The sequence below is a fragment of the Nocardioides potassii genome, from assembly GCF_021648885.1.
In the GTDB taxonomy this organism is placed as follows: Bacteria; Actinomycetota; Actinomycetes; order Propionibacteriales; family Nocardioidaceae; genus Nocardioides; species Nocardioides potassii.
In genome coordinates this window covers 287,403-303,120 of the sequence record NZ_JAKJHZ010000010.1, presented here as the reverse complement: position 1 = coordinate 303,120, position 15,718 = coordinate 287,403, and the positions used below count along the sequence as shown (strand labels likewise).

12 protein-coding genes are annotated in these 15,718 nt (G+C 71.3%); 2 read left to right on the top strand and 10 right to left on the bottom strand.

The genetic code is table 11. The features are described from left to right. Positions 1-18: 18 nt before the first annotated feature. The 10 genes from tpiA to uvrA all read right to left on the bottom strand — a co-directional run bounded on the left by tpiA (position 19) and on the right by uvrA (position 14,136). A complete protein-coding gene (gene tpiA / locus L2K70_RS17580; RefSeq protein WP_236404686.1) occupies positions 19-789 on the bottom strand; it encodes a triose-phosphate isomerase in 771 nt (256 codons plus the stop codon). Between the two features lie 26 nt (positions 790-815). Continuing rightward, positions 816-2,027, bottom strand: coding sequence for a phosphoglycerate kinase (locus L2K70_RS17575; protein ID WP_236404485.1), 1,212 nt, complete (start codon positions 2,025-2,027; stop codon positions 816-818). Between the two features lie 5 nt (positions 2,028-2,032). Next, positions 2,033-3,028 carry a type I glyceraldehyde-3-phosphate dehydrogenase gene (gene gap, locus L2K70_RS17570; RefSeq protein ID WP_236404483.1) on the bottom strand — a complete coding sequence of 332 codons (996 nt, stop codon included), beginning with the start codon at positions 3,026-3,028 and terminating at the stop codon, positions 2,033-2,035. 283 nt (positions 3,029-3,311) lie between these two features. Further along, entirely contained in the window at positions 3,312-4,298 is a 987-nt protein-coding gene (gene whiA, locus L2K70_RS17565; RefSeq protein WP_236404479.1) for a DNA-binding protein WhiA, read from the bottom strand. A 64-nt stretch (positions 4,299-4,362) separates the two neighbouring features. After that, a complete protein-coding gene (locus L2K70_RS17560) occupies positions 4,363-5,331 on the bottom strand; it encodes a gluconeogenesis factor YvcK family protein (RefSeq protein ID WP_236404470.1) in 969 nt (322 codons plus the stop codon). A 1-nt stretch (position 5,332) separates the two neighbouring features. Further along, positions 5,333-6,202 (bottom strand): RNase adapter RapZ, encoded by an 870-nt coding sequence (gene rapZ / locus L2K70_RS17555; protein WP_372477490.1) that lies wholly within the window; start codon positions 6,200-6,202, stop codon positions 5,333-5,335. Continuing rightward, positions 6,203-8,191: an excinuclease ABC subunit UvrC gene (uvrC, locus tag L2K70_RS17550; protein ID WP_236404468.1), complete on the bottom strand. Its 1,989-nt coding sequence runs from the start codon at positions 8,189-8,191 to the stop codon at positions 6,203-6,205. It abuts the gene before it with no gap. A gap of 81 nt (positions 8,192-8,272) precedes the next feature. Next, positions 8,273-10,489 carry a metallopeptidase domain-containing protein gene (locus L2K70_RS17545; protein ID WP_236404466.1) on the bottom strand — a complete coding sequence of 739 codons (2,217 nt, stop codon included), beginning with the start codon at positions 10,487-10,489 and terminating at the stop codon, positions 8,273-8,275. 101 nt (positions 10,490-10,590) lie between these two features. Beyond that, complete coding sequence (locus L2K70_RS17540) at positions 10,591-11,055, bottom strand: Rieske (2Fe-2S) protein (RefSeq protein WP_236404464.1); 465 nt, start codon at positions 11,053-11,055, stop codon at positions 10,591-10,593. Positions 11,056-11,100: 45 nt separating this feature from the next. Further along, on the bottom strand, positions 11,101-14,136 hold the full coding sequence (gene uvrA, locus L2K70_RS17535; protein WP_236404463.1) for an excinuclease ABC subunit UvrA: 3,036 nt from the start codon (positions 14,134-14,136) through the stop codon (positions 11,101-11,103). A gap of 162 nt (positions 14,137-14,298) precedes the next feature. Between uvrA and L2K70_RS17530 the strand changes: the two genes are divergently transcribed. Beyond that, positions 14,299-15,012 carry a maleylpyruvate isomerase N-terminal domain-containing protein gene (locus L2K70_RS17530; RefSeq protein WP_236404459.1) on the top strand — a complete coding sequence of 238 codons (714 nt, stop codon included), beginning with the start codon at positions 14,299-14,301 and terminating at the stop codon, positions 15,010-15,012. Beyond that, complete coding sequence (locus L2K70_RS17525) at positions 15,006-15,695, top strand: MBL fold metallo-hydrolase (protein WP_236404458.1); 690 nt, start codon at positions 15,006-15,008, stop codon at positions 15,693-15,695. Before L2K70_RS17530 ends, L2K70_RS17525 begins: the two co-directional genes overlap by 7 nt. Positions 15,696-15,718: the final 23 nt, after the last annotated feature.

Below are 15,718 nucleotides of genomic sequence, written 5' to 3'. Positions count from 1 at the left end.
GGCCGACCGGCCAGCGCCTCACAGGACCGGCATGTCGTAGAACCGGCAGATGCCGCCGAACTCGTCGACCTGCAGGCTCGCGCCGCCGACCAGGCAGCCGTCGACGTCCGCCTTGTCCATGATCCCGCCGACGTTGGCGGCCTTGACCGACCCGCCGTACAGGATGCGGAGCGCGTCGGCCGCGGCGTCGCCGTGGACCTCGCGCACGCGCTCACGGATCGCCGAGCAGACCTCCTGCGCGTCGTCCGGGGTCGCGACCTCACCCGTGCCGATCGCCCAGACGGGCTCGTAGGCCACCACGAGGCCGGCGACCTGCTCGGCGGTGAACCCGGCGAGCGAGCCGTCGACCTGCGACAGCGTGAAGGGCACGTGCTCCCCCGCCTGGCGTACGTCGAGCCCCTCGCCGACACACACGATCGGGACCATGCCCGCGGAGAGCGCCTTGTGGGCCTTGGCGTTGACCAGCTCGTCGCTCTCGCCATGGTGCTGGCGCCGCTCGGAGTGGCCGACCACGACGTAGGAGCAGCCCAGCTTGCTGAGCATCGCCGCCGAGATCTCGCCGGTGTAGGCGCCGTTGTCGTGGACGGACACGTCCTGCGCGCCGTAGCGGATCGCGAGGCGGTCCCCGTCGACCAGCGTCTGCACCGAGCGGATGTCGGTGAACGGCGGCACCACGACGACCTCGACCTTGCCGAAGTCATGGCGCTTGTCCGACAGCGTCCAGGCGAGCTTCTGGACCAGCACCACCGCTTCCTGGTGGTTCAGGTTCATCTTCCAGTTGCCCGCCATCAGCGGGGTGCGGCTGTCTGCCACGGTCAGTCCCTCTCGAGTACGGCGATGCCCGGGAGCTCCTTGCCCTCCAGGAACTCCAGCGACGCGCCACCGCCGGTGGAGATGTGCCCGAACGCGGCCTCGTCGAAGCCGAGCTGGCGCACGGCGGCGGCGGAGTCGCCACCACCGACGACCGACAGGCCGTCCACCTCGGTCAGCGCCTGCGCCACGGCACGCGTGCCGTCGGCGAAGGCGTCGACCTCGAAGACGCCCATCGGGCCGTTCCAGAAGACGGTCCGCGCGTCGGCGAGCGCGGCCGCGAAGGCTGCCGCCGACTCGGGACCGATGTCGAGACCGAGCGCGTCCGACGGGATCTCGGAGGCCGGTACGACGCGGGGCTGCGGCTCGCGGTCCCCCGAGGGGAACGCGGTGTCGACCACGACGTCGGTCGGCAGGACGATCTCCACGCCCCGGTCCGCCGCCTCGGTGAGGTAGCGGGTGCAGGTGTCGAGCTGGTCCTCCTCGAGCAGGCTCTTGCCGACCTCGTGACCCTGGGCCTTGAGGAAGGTGAACACCATCCCGCCGCCGATCAGGATCTTGTCGGCCTTGTCGATGAGGTTGTCGATGACGCCGAGCTTGTCGGACACCTTCGAGCCACCCAGCACGACGACGTAGGGCCGCTCCGGGTGCTCGGTGAGCCGGCGGAGCACGTCGACCTCGGCCGCGACCAGCCCGCCCATCGCGGACGGCAGCCTCAGCGCGACGTCGTACACGCTGGCCTGCTTGCGGTGCACGACGCCGAAACCGTCGGAGACGAACGCGTCGGCCAGCTGCGCGAGCTGCCCGGCGAACGACGCGCGAACGGCGTCGTCCTTGCTGGTCTCGCCGTCGTTGAAGCGGACGTTCTCCAGGACGGCGACCTCGCCGTCCTGGAGTGCCTCCACCGTCTCCGTGGCGCTGCTGCCCACGGTGTCGGTCGCGAAGGCGACCGGCCGGCCGAGCAGCTCGGCGAGCCGTTCGGCGACCGGCTTCAACGAGTACTTCGGGTCGGGCGACCCGTCGGGGCGGCCCAGGTGGGCGGTGACGACCACCCGGGCGCCCGCCTCGGCGAGCTGCTGGATGGTCGGCACGCTCGCGCGGATCCGGCCGTCATCGGTGATGGTCGTCCCGTCGAGCGGCACGTTGAGGTCCGAGCGGACCAGCACGCGCTTGCCCGTCAGGTCGCCGAGTGACTCGATGCCTGCGGTCTCTGCCATCGACGTCAGAGCGACGAGCCGACGTGCGTGATGAGGTCCGCGAGCCGGTTCGAGTAGCCCCACTCGTTGTCGTACCAGCCGAGCACCTTGACCTGGTTGCCGATGACCTTGGTCAGCGGCGCGTCGAAGATGCACGACGCCGGGTCGGTGACGATGTCGGTGGAGACGATCGGGTCGGTGGAGTACTTGAGGAAGCGGCCGTCGGCGGCCGCCTTCACGATCTCGTTGACCTCGTCGACGCTGGTCTCGCGCGAGGCCTCGAAGGTGAGGTCGGTGGCCGAGCCGGTGGGCACGGGCACGCGCATGGCGTAGCCGTCGAGCTTGCCCTTGAGCTCGGGGAGCACCAGGCCGATGGCCTTGGCCGCACCGGTCGAGGTCGGGACCATGTTGAGGGCCGCGGCGCGGGCGCGACGCGGGTCCTTGTGGATGTTGTCCTGGAGGTTCTGGTCCGCGGTGTAGGCGTGGATCGTCGTCATCAGGCCCTTGGTGATGCCGAGGCCGTCGTTGAGCGCCTTGGCCATCGGGGCGAGGCAGTTGGTCGTGCAGGACGCGTTGGAGATGACGGTGTGCGCGGCCGGGTCGTACAGCTCGTGGTTGACGCCCATCACGATGGTGATGTCCTCGTTCGAGGCGGGCGCGGAGATGATGACCTTCTTGGCGCCCGCGTCGACGTGGGCCTTGGCCTTGGTGGCGTCGGTGAAGAAGCCGGTGGACTCGACGACGACGTCGACGCCGAGGTCGCCCCAGCTGAGGGCGGCCGGGTCGCGCTCGGCGGAGACGGCGATCTTCTGGTCCCCGACGTAGATCGAGGTGTCGTCGCTCGTCACGTCGGCGTCGAGGCGGCCGAGGATCGAGTCGAACTTGAGCAGGTGGGCCAGCGACGCGTTGTCGGTCAGGTCGTTGACGCCGACGATCTCGATGTCGGCGCCGGAAGCGCGCACGGCGCGGAAGAAGTTGCGGCCGATGCGGCCGAAGCCGTTGATGCCTACGCGGACGGTCATGAGTGATTCTCTCCTTGGGTGGGGGCCTTCGGTGACCCCGTGGACAGCTCTGGCCTTCGGTGACCAGCACGAACGACCCTAGCGGGTACGGATGGGGCGTTCGAGCGCAGTCTCCCGCGGTACGGACAGGTAACTTGGATCGATCCAATGGGTGGGACGAGCGTCACCCTATCCGGCCCCGCGGGCCTGCTCCGTGGCCGAGTCCTACGGTTGTCGGCCGAGATCTCGGCTGACAACCATTGCGGTCACCGGACATCCGGTGACTCCAGAGCCGGTGGAGCGCTCAGGCGTCCTCGGCGAGCATCTCCGGCGTGAGGGAGGCCTCGGTGTCGGGGATGCCGAGCTCCTCGGCGCGCTTGTCGGCCATCGCGAGCAGGCGGCGGATGCGGCCGGCGATCGCGTCCTTGGTGAGGACGGGGTCGTGGAGCTGGCCGAGCTCCTCGAGCGAGGCCTGCTTGTGCTCGAGGCGGAGGTGGCCGGCCTGGCGGAGGTGGTCGGGGATCTCCTCGCCGAGGATCTCGAGGGCGCGCTCGACACGAGCGCCGGCGGCGACCGCGGCGCGGGCGGAGCGGCGCAGGTTGGCGTCGTCGAAGTTGGCCAGCCGGTTGGCGGTCGCGCGGACCTCGCGGCGCATCCGGCGCTCCTCCCACGCCATCAGCGACTCGTGCGCACCGAGCCGGGTGAGGAGCGCGCCGATGGCGTCGCCGTCGCGGATCACGACACGGTCGATGCCACGCACCTCGCGCGCCTTGGCCGAGATGCCGAGGCGTCGGGCGACGCCGACGATGGCGAGCGCTGCCTCGGGGCCGGGGCAGGTGATCTCGAGCGAGGAGGACCGGCCGGGCTCGGTCAGCGAGCCGTGGGCGAGGAACGCCCCGCGCCAGGCGGCCACCGCGTCACAGCCGCCACCGCTCACGACGGCGGGCGGCAGGCCGCGCACCGGCCGGCCGCGCTGGTCGAGCAGCCCGGTCTGGCGGGCGAGGGCCTCGCCGTCCTTGGTCACCCGCACGATGTAGCGGCTGCCCTTGCGGATGCCGTTGCCCTGCACCATGACGACGTCGGAGGGGTGGCCGTAGACCTCGGAGATGTCCTTGCGCAGCCGACGCGCAGCCGCTCCGGTGTCGAGCTCGGCCTCCACGACGATCTTGCCGCTGACGATGTGGAGGCCGCCCGCGAACCGGAGCATCGAGGCGACCTCGGCCTTGCGGCAGCAGGTCTTGGTGATCTGGGTGTTGGCGAGCTCCGCCTTCACCTGCGCCGTCATTGCCATGATCGGAATCCTCGCATGCGCGTCAACGACCCTCGGCCTCGAGAGGGGCGGTGCTCGGGGCGGCTCAGCCCTCCTCGATGATGCCCCCGAACGCGGCGGCCAGCCGGTCGGGGTCGTGCCTCGGCTCGCCGGGAACGGCGATGTCCGCGACGACGAGCCGTGCACCGTGGTCCGCGACGACCTTCTCCAGCCGCTCGCGGTCGCCGGCCAGGGCGGAGGAGTCGACCAGGACGGCGTGGACGGTGAGGTCGGGGGCGTGCTCGAACAGCACGGCGAGGTGGTCGGCGGGCCCGAACCCGGTCGTCTCCCCCGCCTGTGCCTCGAGGTTGAGCACCACGACCAGGCGGCCGTCGGTCTCGGCGAGGGCGCGACGCAGGCCGGGCACCATCAGGTGCGGGATGACCGACGAGAACCACGAGCCGGGTCCGAGCACGACCCACTCCGCCGCCCGGATCGCCTCGACGGCCTCCTCGCACGCCTCGGGGTCCTCCGGGACGAGGGCGACGGACTCGATCTGGCCGCCGGTCGTGGCGACCTCGACCTGGCCGCGCACGACCGTGACGCCGTCGGGGTCGGCCGGGTCGGCGCCCCGCACCCGCGCGGAGATGTCCATCGGCGTGGTCGCCATCGGCAGCACCCGCCCGTGGGCGCCGAGCAGGCGGCCGACCCAGTCGAGCGCCCGCACGTGGTCGCCCATCAGCTCCCACAACGACACGATCAGCAGGTTGCCGGTCACGTGGCCCTGCATCTCGCCCTGTCCGGCGAACCGGTGCTGGAGCACCTCGGCCCAGGTGCGGCCCCACTCGTCGTCACCGCAGAGCGCGGCGAGGGCCATCCGCAGGTCCCCCGGGGGCAGTACGCCGAACTCGCCCCGCAGCCGGCCCGACGACCCACCGTTGTCGGCGACCGTCACGACCGCGGTCAGGTCGTCGATCGTGAGGTCGTCGTGGAGCCGGCGCAGCGCCGAGAGCGTGGCGAAGAGCCCGTGCCCGCCACCCAGGGCGACCGCGGCCTGCGCGGTCCCGCGGGCCACGTCACTCCCTGCCGAGGTCGCGGTGCGCGGTGCGGACGGAGTAGCCGGAGTCGCGCATCCGCGCGGCGATCTCCTCCGTCATCGCGACGCTGCGGTGCTTGCCGCCGGTGCAGCCGACGGCGACCTGCATGAAGCGCTTGCCCTCGCGGAGGTAGCCCTCGGCGACGGTGGCGAGCACCGGGAGGTACTGCTCGAGGAACGTCCCCGCGCCGTCCTGCGAGAGGACGTAGTCGGACACCGCCGCGTCGCGCCCGTTCTGGGGTCGCAGCTCGGGGACCCAGTGGGGGTTGGGCAGGAAGCGCATGTCGGCGACCCAGTCGGCGTCGACCGGGATGCCGTACTTGAAGCCGAAGCTGATGACCGTCACCTTGAGCTGGGTCGACGCGTCGCTGCCGAAGAGCTCGGTGATCCGGTCCTGCAGCTGGTGCACGTTGAAGTTGGAGGTGTCGAGCAGGACGTCGGCGTCGGCGCGGATGTCGGCCATCACCTCGCGCTCGCGCTGGAGGCCGTGGAGCAGGCGGCCGCCGGCCTGGAGCGGGTGGGGCCGACGTGCGGCCTCCTGGCGCCGGACGAGCACCTCGTCGCTGGCCTCGAGGAACAGCAGCGTCGTGGGGCGTCCGGTCACCTGCTGGTGGCGGTTGGCCTGGAGCGAGTCGAAGAACGACCCCGAGCGCACGTCGACGACCACGGCGATCGGCTGGTCGATCCCGCGACTGTCGTCGACGAGGCGCACGACGTCGCGCACCAGCGTCGGGGGGAGGTTGTCGACCACGAAGTAGCCGAGGTCCTCGAGCTCCTTGGCGGCCGTGCTGCGCCCCGCCCCGGTCATGCCGGTGACGATCACGAGCTCTCCGGGCGTCGGGTCCGTCACTCAGTCCTCCTCGATCTCGCCGGTGGCCGTGTTGATCCTGGGCTGGGAGGCAGTCTTGCGGGTCGCGTCGGCCTTCGCGACCGCCTCCTTGATCGCCGTCGCCGTGCGTGGACCGATGCCCGGCACGAGCGCGATGGCATCAGGCTCTGCCTCGCGCAGCTTCTTCAGCGAGCCGAAGTGCTTGAGCAGCGTCTTGCGGCGCACCTCGCCGAGGCCGGGGACGTCGTCGAGCATGCTCTCGACCATCGACTTGGAGCGCCGACCGCGGTGGTGGGTGATGGCGAAGCGGTGGGCCTCGTCGCGGATCCGCTGGAGCAGGTAGAGGCCCTCGCTGGTGCGGGCCATGATGACCGGGTCCTCCTCCCCCGGCAGCCACACCTCCTCGAGCCGCTTGGCGAGCCCGCACACGGGGATGTCGTTGATGCCGAGCTCGGACAGCGCCTGCTGGGCGGCCGCGACCTGGGGCGGGCCCCCGTCGACGACGACCAGCGACGGGGCGTAGGCGAACTTGCGGGGACGCCCCGTCTCGGGATCGACGAGCATCGGTCCGGAGTCGGTCGAGACAGTCTCGCTCCTGGCCTGCTCGTCCTGGAGCCGCTTGAAGCGGCGGGTGATCACCTCGTGCATCGAGGCGACGTCGTTCTGTCCGTCGACGCCGCGGATCACGAAGCGCCGGTACTCCGACTTGCGGGAGAGCCCGTCCTCGAAGACCACCATCGAGGCGACGACCTCGGTGCCCTGGAGGTTGGAGACGTCGTAGCACTCGATGCGCAGCGGGACCTCGTCGAGGCCGAGCGAGGCCTGGATCTCCTCCAGCGCCCGGTTGCGGGTGGTGAGGTCGCTGGCGCGCTTGGTCTTGTGGAGCGCGAGCGCCTGCGCCGCGTTGGTCGCGACCGTCTGCTGGAGGTCCTTCTTGTCCCCGCGCTGCGGCACGCGGATGGCGACCTTGCTCCCCCGCCGCTCGCCGAGGAGCTCCTCGAGCACCTCGTGGTCCGGCGGCAGCGCCGGCACGAGCACCTCGCGCGGGATGGAGTCTCTCCCCTCGTCGGCACTGACGCCGCCGTAGAGCTGGAGGAGGAAGTCCTGGACGAGCTCGGGCGTGCCGCCCTCGTCGGTGCGGTCGGCGACCCAGCCGCGCTGGCCGCGGATGCGTCCGCCCCGGACGTAGAAGATCTGCACCGCGACCTCGAGCGGGTCCTCCACGAGTGCGATGACGTCGGCGTCGGCGCCGTCGCCGAGGACGACGGCCTGCTTCTCCAGCGCCCGCTCCATGGCCCCGAGGTCGTCCCGCAGCCGGGCGGCCTTCTCGAAGTCGAGCGCCTCGCTGGCGGCGTACATCTCCTTGCGGATCCGCGCCATGAACGGCTTGGTCTGGCCGGCCATGAAGTCGCAGAAGTCGTCGACGATGCGGCGGTGCTCCTCCTCGGTGACGTTGCCGACGCACGGGGCCGAGCACTTGTCGATGTAGCCGAGCAGGCAGGGGCGGCCGATCTGGCTGGAGCGCTTGAAGACGCCGTTGGAGCACGAGCGCATCGGGAAGACGCGCAGGAGGATGTCGACGGTCTCGCGGATCGCCCAGGCGTGGCTGTAGGGGCCGAAGTAGCGGGTGCCCTTGCGCTTCGCGCCGCGCCCGACCATCACGCGCGGGAACTCGTCGCCGACGGTCACCGCCAGCCACGGATAGGACTTGTCGTCGCGGTACTTCACGTTGAACCGCGGGTCGAACTCCTTGATCCAGCTGTACTCGAGCTGGAGGGCCTCGACCTCCGTGTCGACGACGGTCCACTCGACGCTCGCCCCGGTGCTCACCATGGTGGCCGTCCGGGGGTGGAGGTTGCCGATGTCCTGGAAGTAGGACGACAGGCGGGCCCGCAGGCTCTTGGCCTTTCCGACGTAGATGACGCGGCCCTTGGCGTCGCGGAACCGGTAGACCCCCGGCTGGGTGGGGATCGACCCGGGCGCGGGTCGGTAGGAGCTGGGCGTGGCCACGGTCAAACCCTACGGGCGGCCCCCGACATCCCTGACCGGGAGGGAGGCCGCCCGATCAGGGACGTCGGACTCAGTGAGCGGTCACTTCCTGACCTTCGTGGGGCGCGACCTCGCGCTGGCCTTGACGAAGCCCAGCTTGCTGCCCGTGACCTTCACCGCGATCTTCTTGCCCTTGAGCGATCGCGAGATCCGGAGCTTCTTGCCCGTGGCCCCACGGATCGCCTTCTTCCCAACGAACCACTGATAGCGGAACTTCGTGCCGCGGGTCCAGCCCTTCGTCCTGGCCACCACGCGCTTGCCGACCTTGGCCTTGCCGCCGACGGTCGGCCGCGGCGAGGCGAGCTTGCCGATCCGGACCTTGCGCGTCTCATCGGAGCGGGTGAAGCCGCCCGTCTCGAAGCCGGGAGCGCTCGGGTACTCCTTGACCTGGATCCGCTTCTTGAGGTCGCGGAAGGTGAGGCGGTACGTCGACTTGCGGGCGCCCTTGATGAGCTTGCCGTTGCGCAGCCACTTGTAGGACAGCGTGAGGCCGGGCGGGGTCGTGCCGAGGTCACTCACCCAGTCCAGCCCGGACGCGGTCAGCACCTGGCCGACCCTGGCCTTGCCGCTGACGGTGACCCTCGACTTGGTGCCGTTGCGGTAGTAGAAGGTCGCCGGCGCGACCACCTGGGACGCGGACGCCTGGGGGCTGGGCTCGAAGCCGACCGCGTAGCCGTTGGCGGTGACGCCGAGCGTGCCGCCGACCATGCCGAGCGACGGGGTGAAGGTGGACTCGTCGGCCTGCGGGATCGGCTGGCCGTTGAAGGTCCACTGGTAGCGCACCGCGGTGGCACCCGGGAAGCTGGCCGCGGCGGTCACCGTGGTCAGCGCGGTCGGCTTGCCGAAGCCGACCGAACCGGCGCCGAGGGCTCCGTTGGGGGCGGGCGAGCGGCTCACCGTGACGGTGGAGGTGCCGCTGACCCCGACCCGCACCGTGCCAGAGGCGTTGGACCACGCCGCGTCGCCGGGACGCATGGCGCCGGTGTCGGCGGCAGCGCCGTTGGTGTCGACGAGGAACGAGCCGGTGCTGGCGTCCTCGCGCTCGATCACGACCCCGGTGCGGTAGGTCTGGCCGCGCACGAGGAAGTCGGTGCGGTTGGCGGCGTACCACGAGCCGGCGTCGGCGCCACCGCCGTCGCGGTAGTCGACGAAGTAGCGCTTGCCGTCGTCGGGGTTGATGAAGTGGACGCTGCGCAGCCCCGATCCCGACGCCCGCGGCGCGAGGTTCCACGAACCCCCGCCCAGTCCGTCGACCGCCTCGCCGGCGGCCACGATGCCCTCCTCCATGCGGTAGACGGTGCCGAGGGCCGGGTTGGAGTAGTTGCTCGGTCCCGCTCCCATCACCTCGTAGTTGCCGCCGTACTCCTGGAAGCGGTTGTTGCTGTGCTGCAGGCCCACGTTGTGGCCGTACTCGTGCTCGAGGATCACGCGGAAGCCCGTGCCGGGCTCGGCCTCGATGATCACCGGACCGCCGCTGGCGAGCGAGGTGCCGACGCGTCCGCGACCCGCGGCCTCGCTGCCACCGCAGTTGTCCGGCACGACGACGACGAGGTGGTTGGGCGAGGCGCCGGAGAAGTCGACGCCGGGGAACGCCTGGGCACCGACGTTGCCCGCGATGGCCCCGAAGCTCGCTCCGTTGTTGCTCAGCCCGCAGTCGGTCGAGGACCCGGCGCCCGCCGCCACCGGCACGACCCCGGTGACCGTGCTCCACGACGGGATCACGCCGGCCGACTCGCGCACCCAGTACTGCTGGGCGCCGGCGAGGCCGTCGAGGATCTGCTGGTCGGTCAGGCCGATCGGTCCGAAGTTGGTCACCTTCGCCACGTAGGTGCTGTGGGGCGCAGGCCCGGGGGCCGGAGCCGCCGGGGTCGCCACGCGCGCGTCGACGACCTCGAGCGGCGTGCCCGAGGAGGCGGCGCGGGCGAGGGTGCGGGAGCGGAGCGATCCGGTGAGCACGCGCCCGTCGCCGGCTCCCGGGGCGGCCACCGTGCCGCGGAAGTGGGACAGCGGCTCGGCCGTGAAGCCGTCAGCCAGCTCGACCGTGCGCCCGGAGGGCAGCAGCAGCGAGTAGCGGTCGGGGTTGCCGTCCTCGCCCGCGAGCACGACCACCGTGCCGCTGACGTCGACGGTGTCCCGGCCCGCGCTCGACGGCCCGCTGGGGGCGGCGGAGGCGCCTCCCCCGGCCGGCACCATGAGTGCGGCAGCGACGGCTGCGGCCGTCGCGATGGTGGTGCGTGGACGTGCTGGACGACGTGACATGCCGTGCTCCCCCGTGTGTTCGTGCCCGTCCGTACGGCCGGGTCGGGGAGCATCATGTCTCACCGGCCCGGGGTTCAAACCTCGGGCGCGGCGAGACCTCGTCAGGCCTGCGTGATCGAGTCGCCGTCGACGGTGATCTGGACCGACTCGAGCGGCGAGCTGGCCGGCCCGGACTGCGGCGACCCGTCCTCGAGGGAGAACTTGCTGCCGTGGCACGGGCACGGGATGTCGCCCTCGGTGCTCGACTCCACCAGGCAGCCCTGGTGGGTGCACACCGCGGAGAAGGCCTTGAAGTCCCCCGCGGTCGGCTGCGTCACCACGATCTTGGAGGCCGCGACCACGAAGCACCCGCCGACCGGTACGTCGGACGTGCTGGCGAGGGCTGCCCCACCGCCGGACGACCCGCCGCCGTCCTCCGACGGCGACGACTGGTCGCTCGGGCTGGAACTGCTCGAGGATCCGTTGTCGGTGGCCGTCGAGTCACTGCCGCACGCCGTCAGCAGCGGCACCCCCACGGCGAGAGCGGCGGATCCGGACAGGGCACGTCGTCTGTTGATGGAGGTCATGCGGCCAGACAGTAGTGAGCGGACCTGTGAGGATCCTGTGATCCGTCAGGCCTTCTTGCGCGCGGCCGCCTTCTTCGCCGGGGCCTTCTTGGCCGTGGTCCTCGTCGCAGCAGCCTTCGTCGTGGCAGCCTTCTTCGCAGCCGTCTTCTTCGTCGTCGTCGCGCGAGCCGGGGTCGAGCTCGCGGCGGCGGCCCGGCGCGGGCGACCGGGCTGCTTGGCGCCGCGTCCCTCGAGGATCGGCTTGAGGAAGGCCCCGGTGTGGCTCGCCTCGACCTCCGCGACCTCCTCCGGCGTGCCCTGCGCAACGACGTAGCCGCCGCGCGAGCCACCCTCGGGTCCCATGTCGATGAGCCAGTCGGCGGTCTTGATGACGTCGAGGTTGTGCTCGATCACCAGCACGCTGTTGCCCTTGTCGACGAGTCCGGACAGGACGTGGAGGAGCTTGCGGATGTCCTCGAAGTGGAGGCCGGTGGTCGGCTCGTCGAGGACGTAGACCGTGCGGCCGGTCGACCGCTTCTGCAGCTCGCTGGCGAGCTTGACGCGCTGCGCCTCGCCGCCCGACAGGGTCGTGGCGGGCTGGCCCAGCCGGACGTAGCCGAGACCCACCTCGCCGAGGGTGTTCATGTGGCGCGCGATAGCGGGGACGGCGGCGAAGAACTCGGCCGCCTCCTCGATCGGCATGTCGAGGACCTCGGCGATCGTCTTGCCCTTGTAGTGGACCTCGAGCGTCTCGCGGTTGTAGCGCGCTCCGTGGCACACCTCGCAGGGGACGTAGACGTCCGGGAGGAAGTTCATCTCGATCTTGATCGTGCCGTCGCCGGAGCACGCCTCGCAGCGCCCTCCCTTGACGTTGAAGGAGAAGCGGCCCTGGAGGTAGCCGCGCATCTTCGCCTCGGGCGTCGAGGCGAAGAGTCGGCGGATGTGGTCGAAGACGCCGGTGTAGGTCGCCGGGTTGGACCGCGGGGTGCGGCCGATCGGCGACTGGTCGACGTGGATGACCTTGTCGACGTGCTCGAGCCCGGTGATCTTCGTGTGCCGGCCGGGCACGGTGCGGGCGTTGTAGATCTGCTTGGCCAGCGAGGTGTAGAGGATGTCGTTGACCAGGGTCGACTTGCCGGAGCCCGAGACGCCGGTGACGGCGGTGAAGACGCCGAGCGGGAAGCTGACGTCGACGTTCTGCAGGTTGTGCTCGCGGGCGCCGTGGACGGTCAGCTCGCGGCCGACGGTGCGCGGGCGTCGTACGGCCGGGACGGGGATCTCGCGACGACCGCTCAGGTATTGACCGGTCATCGAGTCGGGGTGGTCGAGCAGGTCCTGCACGGAGCCCGAGTGGACGACCTGGCCGCCGTGCTCGCCGGCACCCGGGCCGATGTCGACGACCCAGTCCGCCACGCGCACGGTGTCCTCGTCGTGCTCGACGACGATCAGCGTGTTGCCGAGCTCCTTGAGCCGCAGCAGCGTCTCGATGAGTCGCTTGTTGTCGCGCTGGTGGAGGCCGATCGAGGGCTCGTCGAGGACGTAGAGGACGCCGACGAGGCCGGCGCCGATCTGCGTCGCGAGCCGGATCCGCTGGGCCTCGCCGCCGGACAGCGAGCCGCTGGGCCGGTCGAGGGAGAGGTAGTCGAGACCGACGTCGAGCAGGAACTGCAGGCGCTCCTGGATCTCCTTGAGGACCCGCTCACCGATCTGGCGCTCGCGCACCGACAGGTCCACGGTGCGGAGGTAGTGGGCGGTCTCGTTGATCGGCATCGCGCAGACCTCGGCGATGTTCTTGCCGCCCTGGTCGCGCGCACCGAGCGTCACCGCCACCGACACCGGCTTGAGGCGGGTGCCCTTGCAGGTCGGGCACGGCACCTCGCGCATGAACCCCTCGAACCGCTCGCGACTGGTGTCGGACTCGGCCTCGCGGTGGCGCCTCTCGACGTAGGGGCGGACGCCCTCGAACGCCGCGTAGTAGGCGCGCTGGCGGCCGTAGCGGTTCTTCGTGACGACGTGGACCTTGGTCTTGTGGCCCTCGAGCAGCGAGGTGCGGGCCTTCGGTGAGAGCTGGTCCCACGGGGTGTTGAGGTCGAAGCCGAGCTCCTCGCCGAGCGCGTTGATCAGGCGGAGGAAGTAGTCGGCGACGTGCGCGCCGCTCCACGGCGCGATCGCACCCTCGCCGAGGGTGGCGCCCGGGTCCGGGACGACCAGCTCCGGGTCGACCTCCATCTTCGTGCCGAGGCCCGAGCAGACCGGGCAGGCGCCGAACGGGGAGTTGAACGAGAACGACCGGGGCTCGAGGTCGTCGGTGTCGATGGTGTGGTCGTTGGGGCACGCCATCTTCTCGGAGAACTTCATCTCCCGGCCGGGGTCCTTGGCGTCGAGGTCGACGAAGTCGAACACGACGAGCCCGCCGGCGAGGCCCAGCGCGGTCTCGACCGAGTCGGTGAGGCGACGCTTGGACGACTCCTTGACGGCGAGGCGGTCGACGACGACCTCGATGGTGTGCTTGAGCTTCTTGTCGAGCGTCGGCGGCTCGTCGAGGCTGTGGGTCTCACCGTCGACGCGGGCCCGGCTGAAGCCCTGCTGCTGGAGCTGGCGGAACAGCTCGACGTACTCCCCCTTGCGACCGCGGATGACCGGCGCGAGCACCTGGAAGCGCCGCCCCTCCTCGAGGCCGAGGATGCGGTCGACGATCTGCTGCGGCGTCTGCCGCTCGATCGGGGCGCCGCAGGTCGGGCAGTGCGCGCGCCCGGCGCGGGCGTAGAGAAGGCGGAGGTAGTCGTAGACCTCGGTGATGGTGCCCACGGTGGAGCGCGGGTTCTTGGAGGTCGACTTCTGGTCGATGCTGACGGCCGGGCTCAGGCCCTCGATGAAGTCGACGTCGGGCTTGTCCATCTGGCCGAGGAACTGGCGCGCGTAGGCCGAGAGGGACTCGACGTAGCGGCGCTGGCCCTCGGCGAAGATCGTGTCGAAGGCGAGGCTGGACTTGCCCGACCCGGAGAGGCCGGTGAACACGATGAGGGAGTCGCGCGGGAGGTCGAGCGAGACGTCCTTCAGGTTGTGCTCACGGGCGCCCCGGATGATGAGCTGGTCGGCCACGGTGGTCCTTCGGCTGGCGGCTGTCGGCGAGTCGAACACATGTTCGCCTCGGCGGCGTCCCTCGGTCAAGGCGACGCACCACTCCAGACTAGGACCCCCCACCGACAAGGGGCTCATCGTCCACCCGGCAGGGTGGATCTGCGGGGTGGCACGATGGGTGCCGTGACCCGCTCCGAAGGCCCGCCCGCCGGGCTCGCCGACCTGATCGCGGAGGCCGACGGAGCGCTCGTCCGCACCGTCGACGGCCTGGACGCCTCGGCGTACGCCCAGCCCTCGCTGCTCCCCGGCTGGACGCGCTCGCACGTGGTGGCGCACCTGGCGCTCAACGCGGAGGGGCTGGCCGGGGTGCTGCACGGCGCCCACGTCGGACAGCCGCGGCCGATGTACGCCTCGGGCGAGGCCCGCGACGCCGACATCGCCGCGCTGGCGGACGCCGGTCCTGCCGAGCTCCGCGAGCGGCTGCTCGCGGCGACCGGCCGGTTCGCGGAGGCGCTGGCGGCGATGCAGGAGGCCGACTGGGACGGTCGTTTCGAGCGGACGCCCGGAAGCCCCGACTTCGCGCTGGCGAACGTCCCCCTGATGCGGGTGCGCGAGGTCGAGATCCACCACGCCGACCTGGGCACCGGCTACACCGCCGCCGACTGGCCGGAGTGGTTCCGCGTCATCGTGCTGGACTCGATGACCAGGCGTGCCTACCCCGCGCCCTTCGGCGTCCGGCCGACCGACCTCGACCGCACGTGGCACTACGGTGAGGGGCGCGGCGGCCCCCTCGTGAGCGGTACGTCGGCCGACCTCGGCTGGTGGCTGACGGGCCGGGGCGACGGCGACGGCCTGACATCCGACAACGGCACACTCCCGGAGGTGGAGGCATGGTGAACGACGGCTACACGGGGGACGTCTCCCCCGGCGGCGACCCCGACGTCCTGCAGCTCGGCTGCCTGACGCTCACCAAGGTCGCCGTCGACCCGGAGATGTCCAACAACTGCTACCTCCTGCACTGCGGCGAGACCGACGAGCTCGTGCTCATCGACGCCGCCGCGGAGCCCGAGCGCCTGCTCGGGCTGATCGGCGACCGGTCGCTGACGTCGATCGTGACGACCCACCAGCACTGGGACCACCACCGGGCGCTGGCAGCGGTCAGGGCCGCACACCCGGACGCCGTCGTGGTCGCCGGCGCTCCCGACGCCGACGCGATCGAGGAGCAGACCGGGGTCCCCGTCGACCGCCGGGTCGGCGAGGGCGACAAGGTGGCCGTCGGCACCTGCGACCTGCGGGTCATCCCGATCGCCGGCCACACGCCCGGCTCGATCGCGCTCCTGCTCGACGACGCCGAGGTGTCGCCCGACCCGCACCTCTTCACCGGCGACTCGCTCTTCCCCGGCGGCGTCGGCGCGACCTTCGGCGACGCCGACGCGTTCGCGCAGCTCATCGGGGAGGTCGAGACCAAGGTCTTCGACCGGCTCCCCGACGAGACCCGCTTCCACCCCGGCCACGGTGCGGACGGCGTCCTCGGCGACGAGCGGCCGCACCTCGCCGAGTGGCGCGAGCGCGGTTGGTAGCCCCGCACACCCTCGTGGCACGC

What these genes read in the sequence shown, in the direction of transcription:
- L2K70_RS17575 (WP_236404485.1), bottom strand. Translation starts at nt 2,027, where the DNA reads ATGGCAGAGACCGCAGGCATCGAGTCACTCGGCGACCTGACGGGCAAG.
- gap (WP_236404483.1), bottom strand. Translation starts at nt 3,028, where the DNA reads ATGACCGTCCGCGTAGGCATCAACGGCTTCGGCCGCATCGGCCGCAAC.
- L2K70_RS17525 (WP_236404458.1), top strand. Translation starts at nt 15,006, where the DNA reads ATGGTGAACGACGGCTACACGGGGGACGTCTCCCCCGGCGGCGACCCC.
- tpiA (WP_236404686.1), bottom strand. Translation starts at nt 789, where the DNA reads ATGGCGGGCAACTGGAAGATGAACCTGAACCACCAGGAAGCGGTGGTG.
- L2K70_RS17540 (WP_236404464.1), bottom strand. Translation starts at nt 11,055, where the DNA reads ATGACCTCCATCAACAGACGACGTGCCCTGTCCGGATCCGCCGCTCTC.
- whiA (WP_236404479.1), bottom strand. Translation starts at nt 4,298, where the DNA reads ATGGCAATGACGGCGCAGGTGAAGGCGGAGCTCGCCAACACCCAGATC.
- L2K70_RS17545 (WP_236404466.1), bottom strand. Translation starts at nt 10,489, where the DNA reads ATGTCACGTCGTCCAGCACGTCCACGCACCACCATCGCGACGGCCGCA.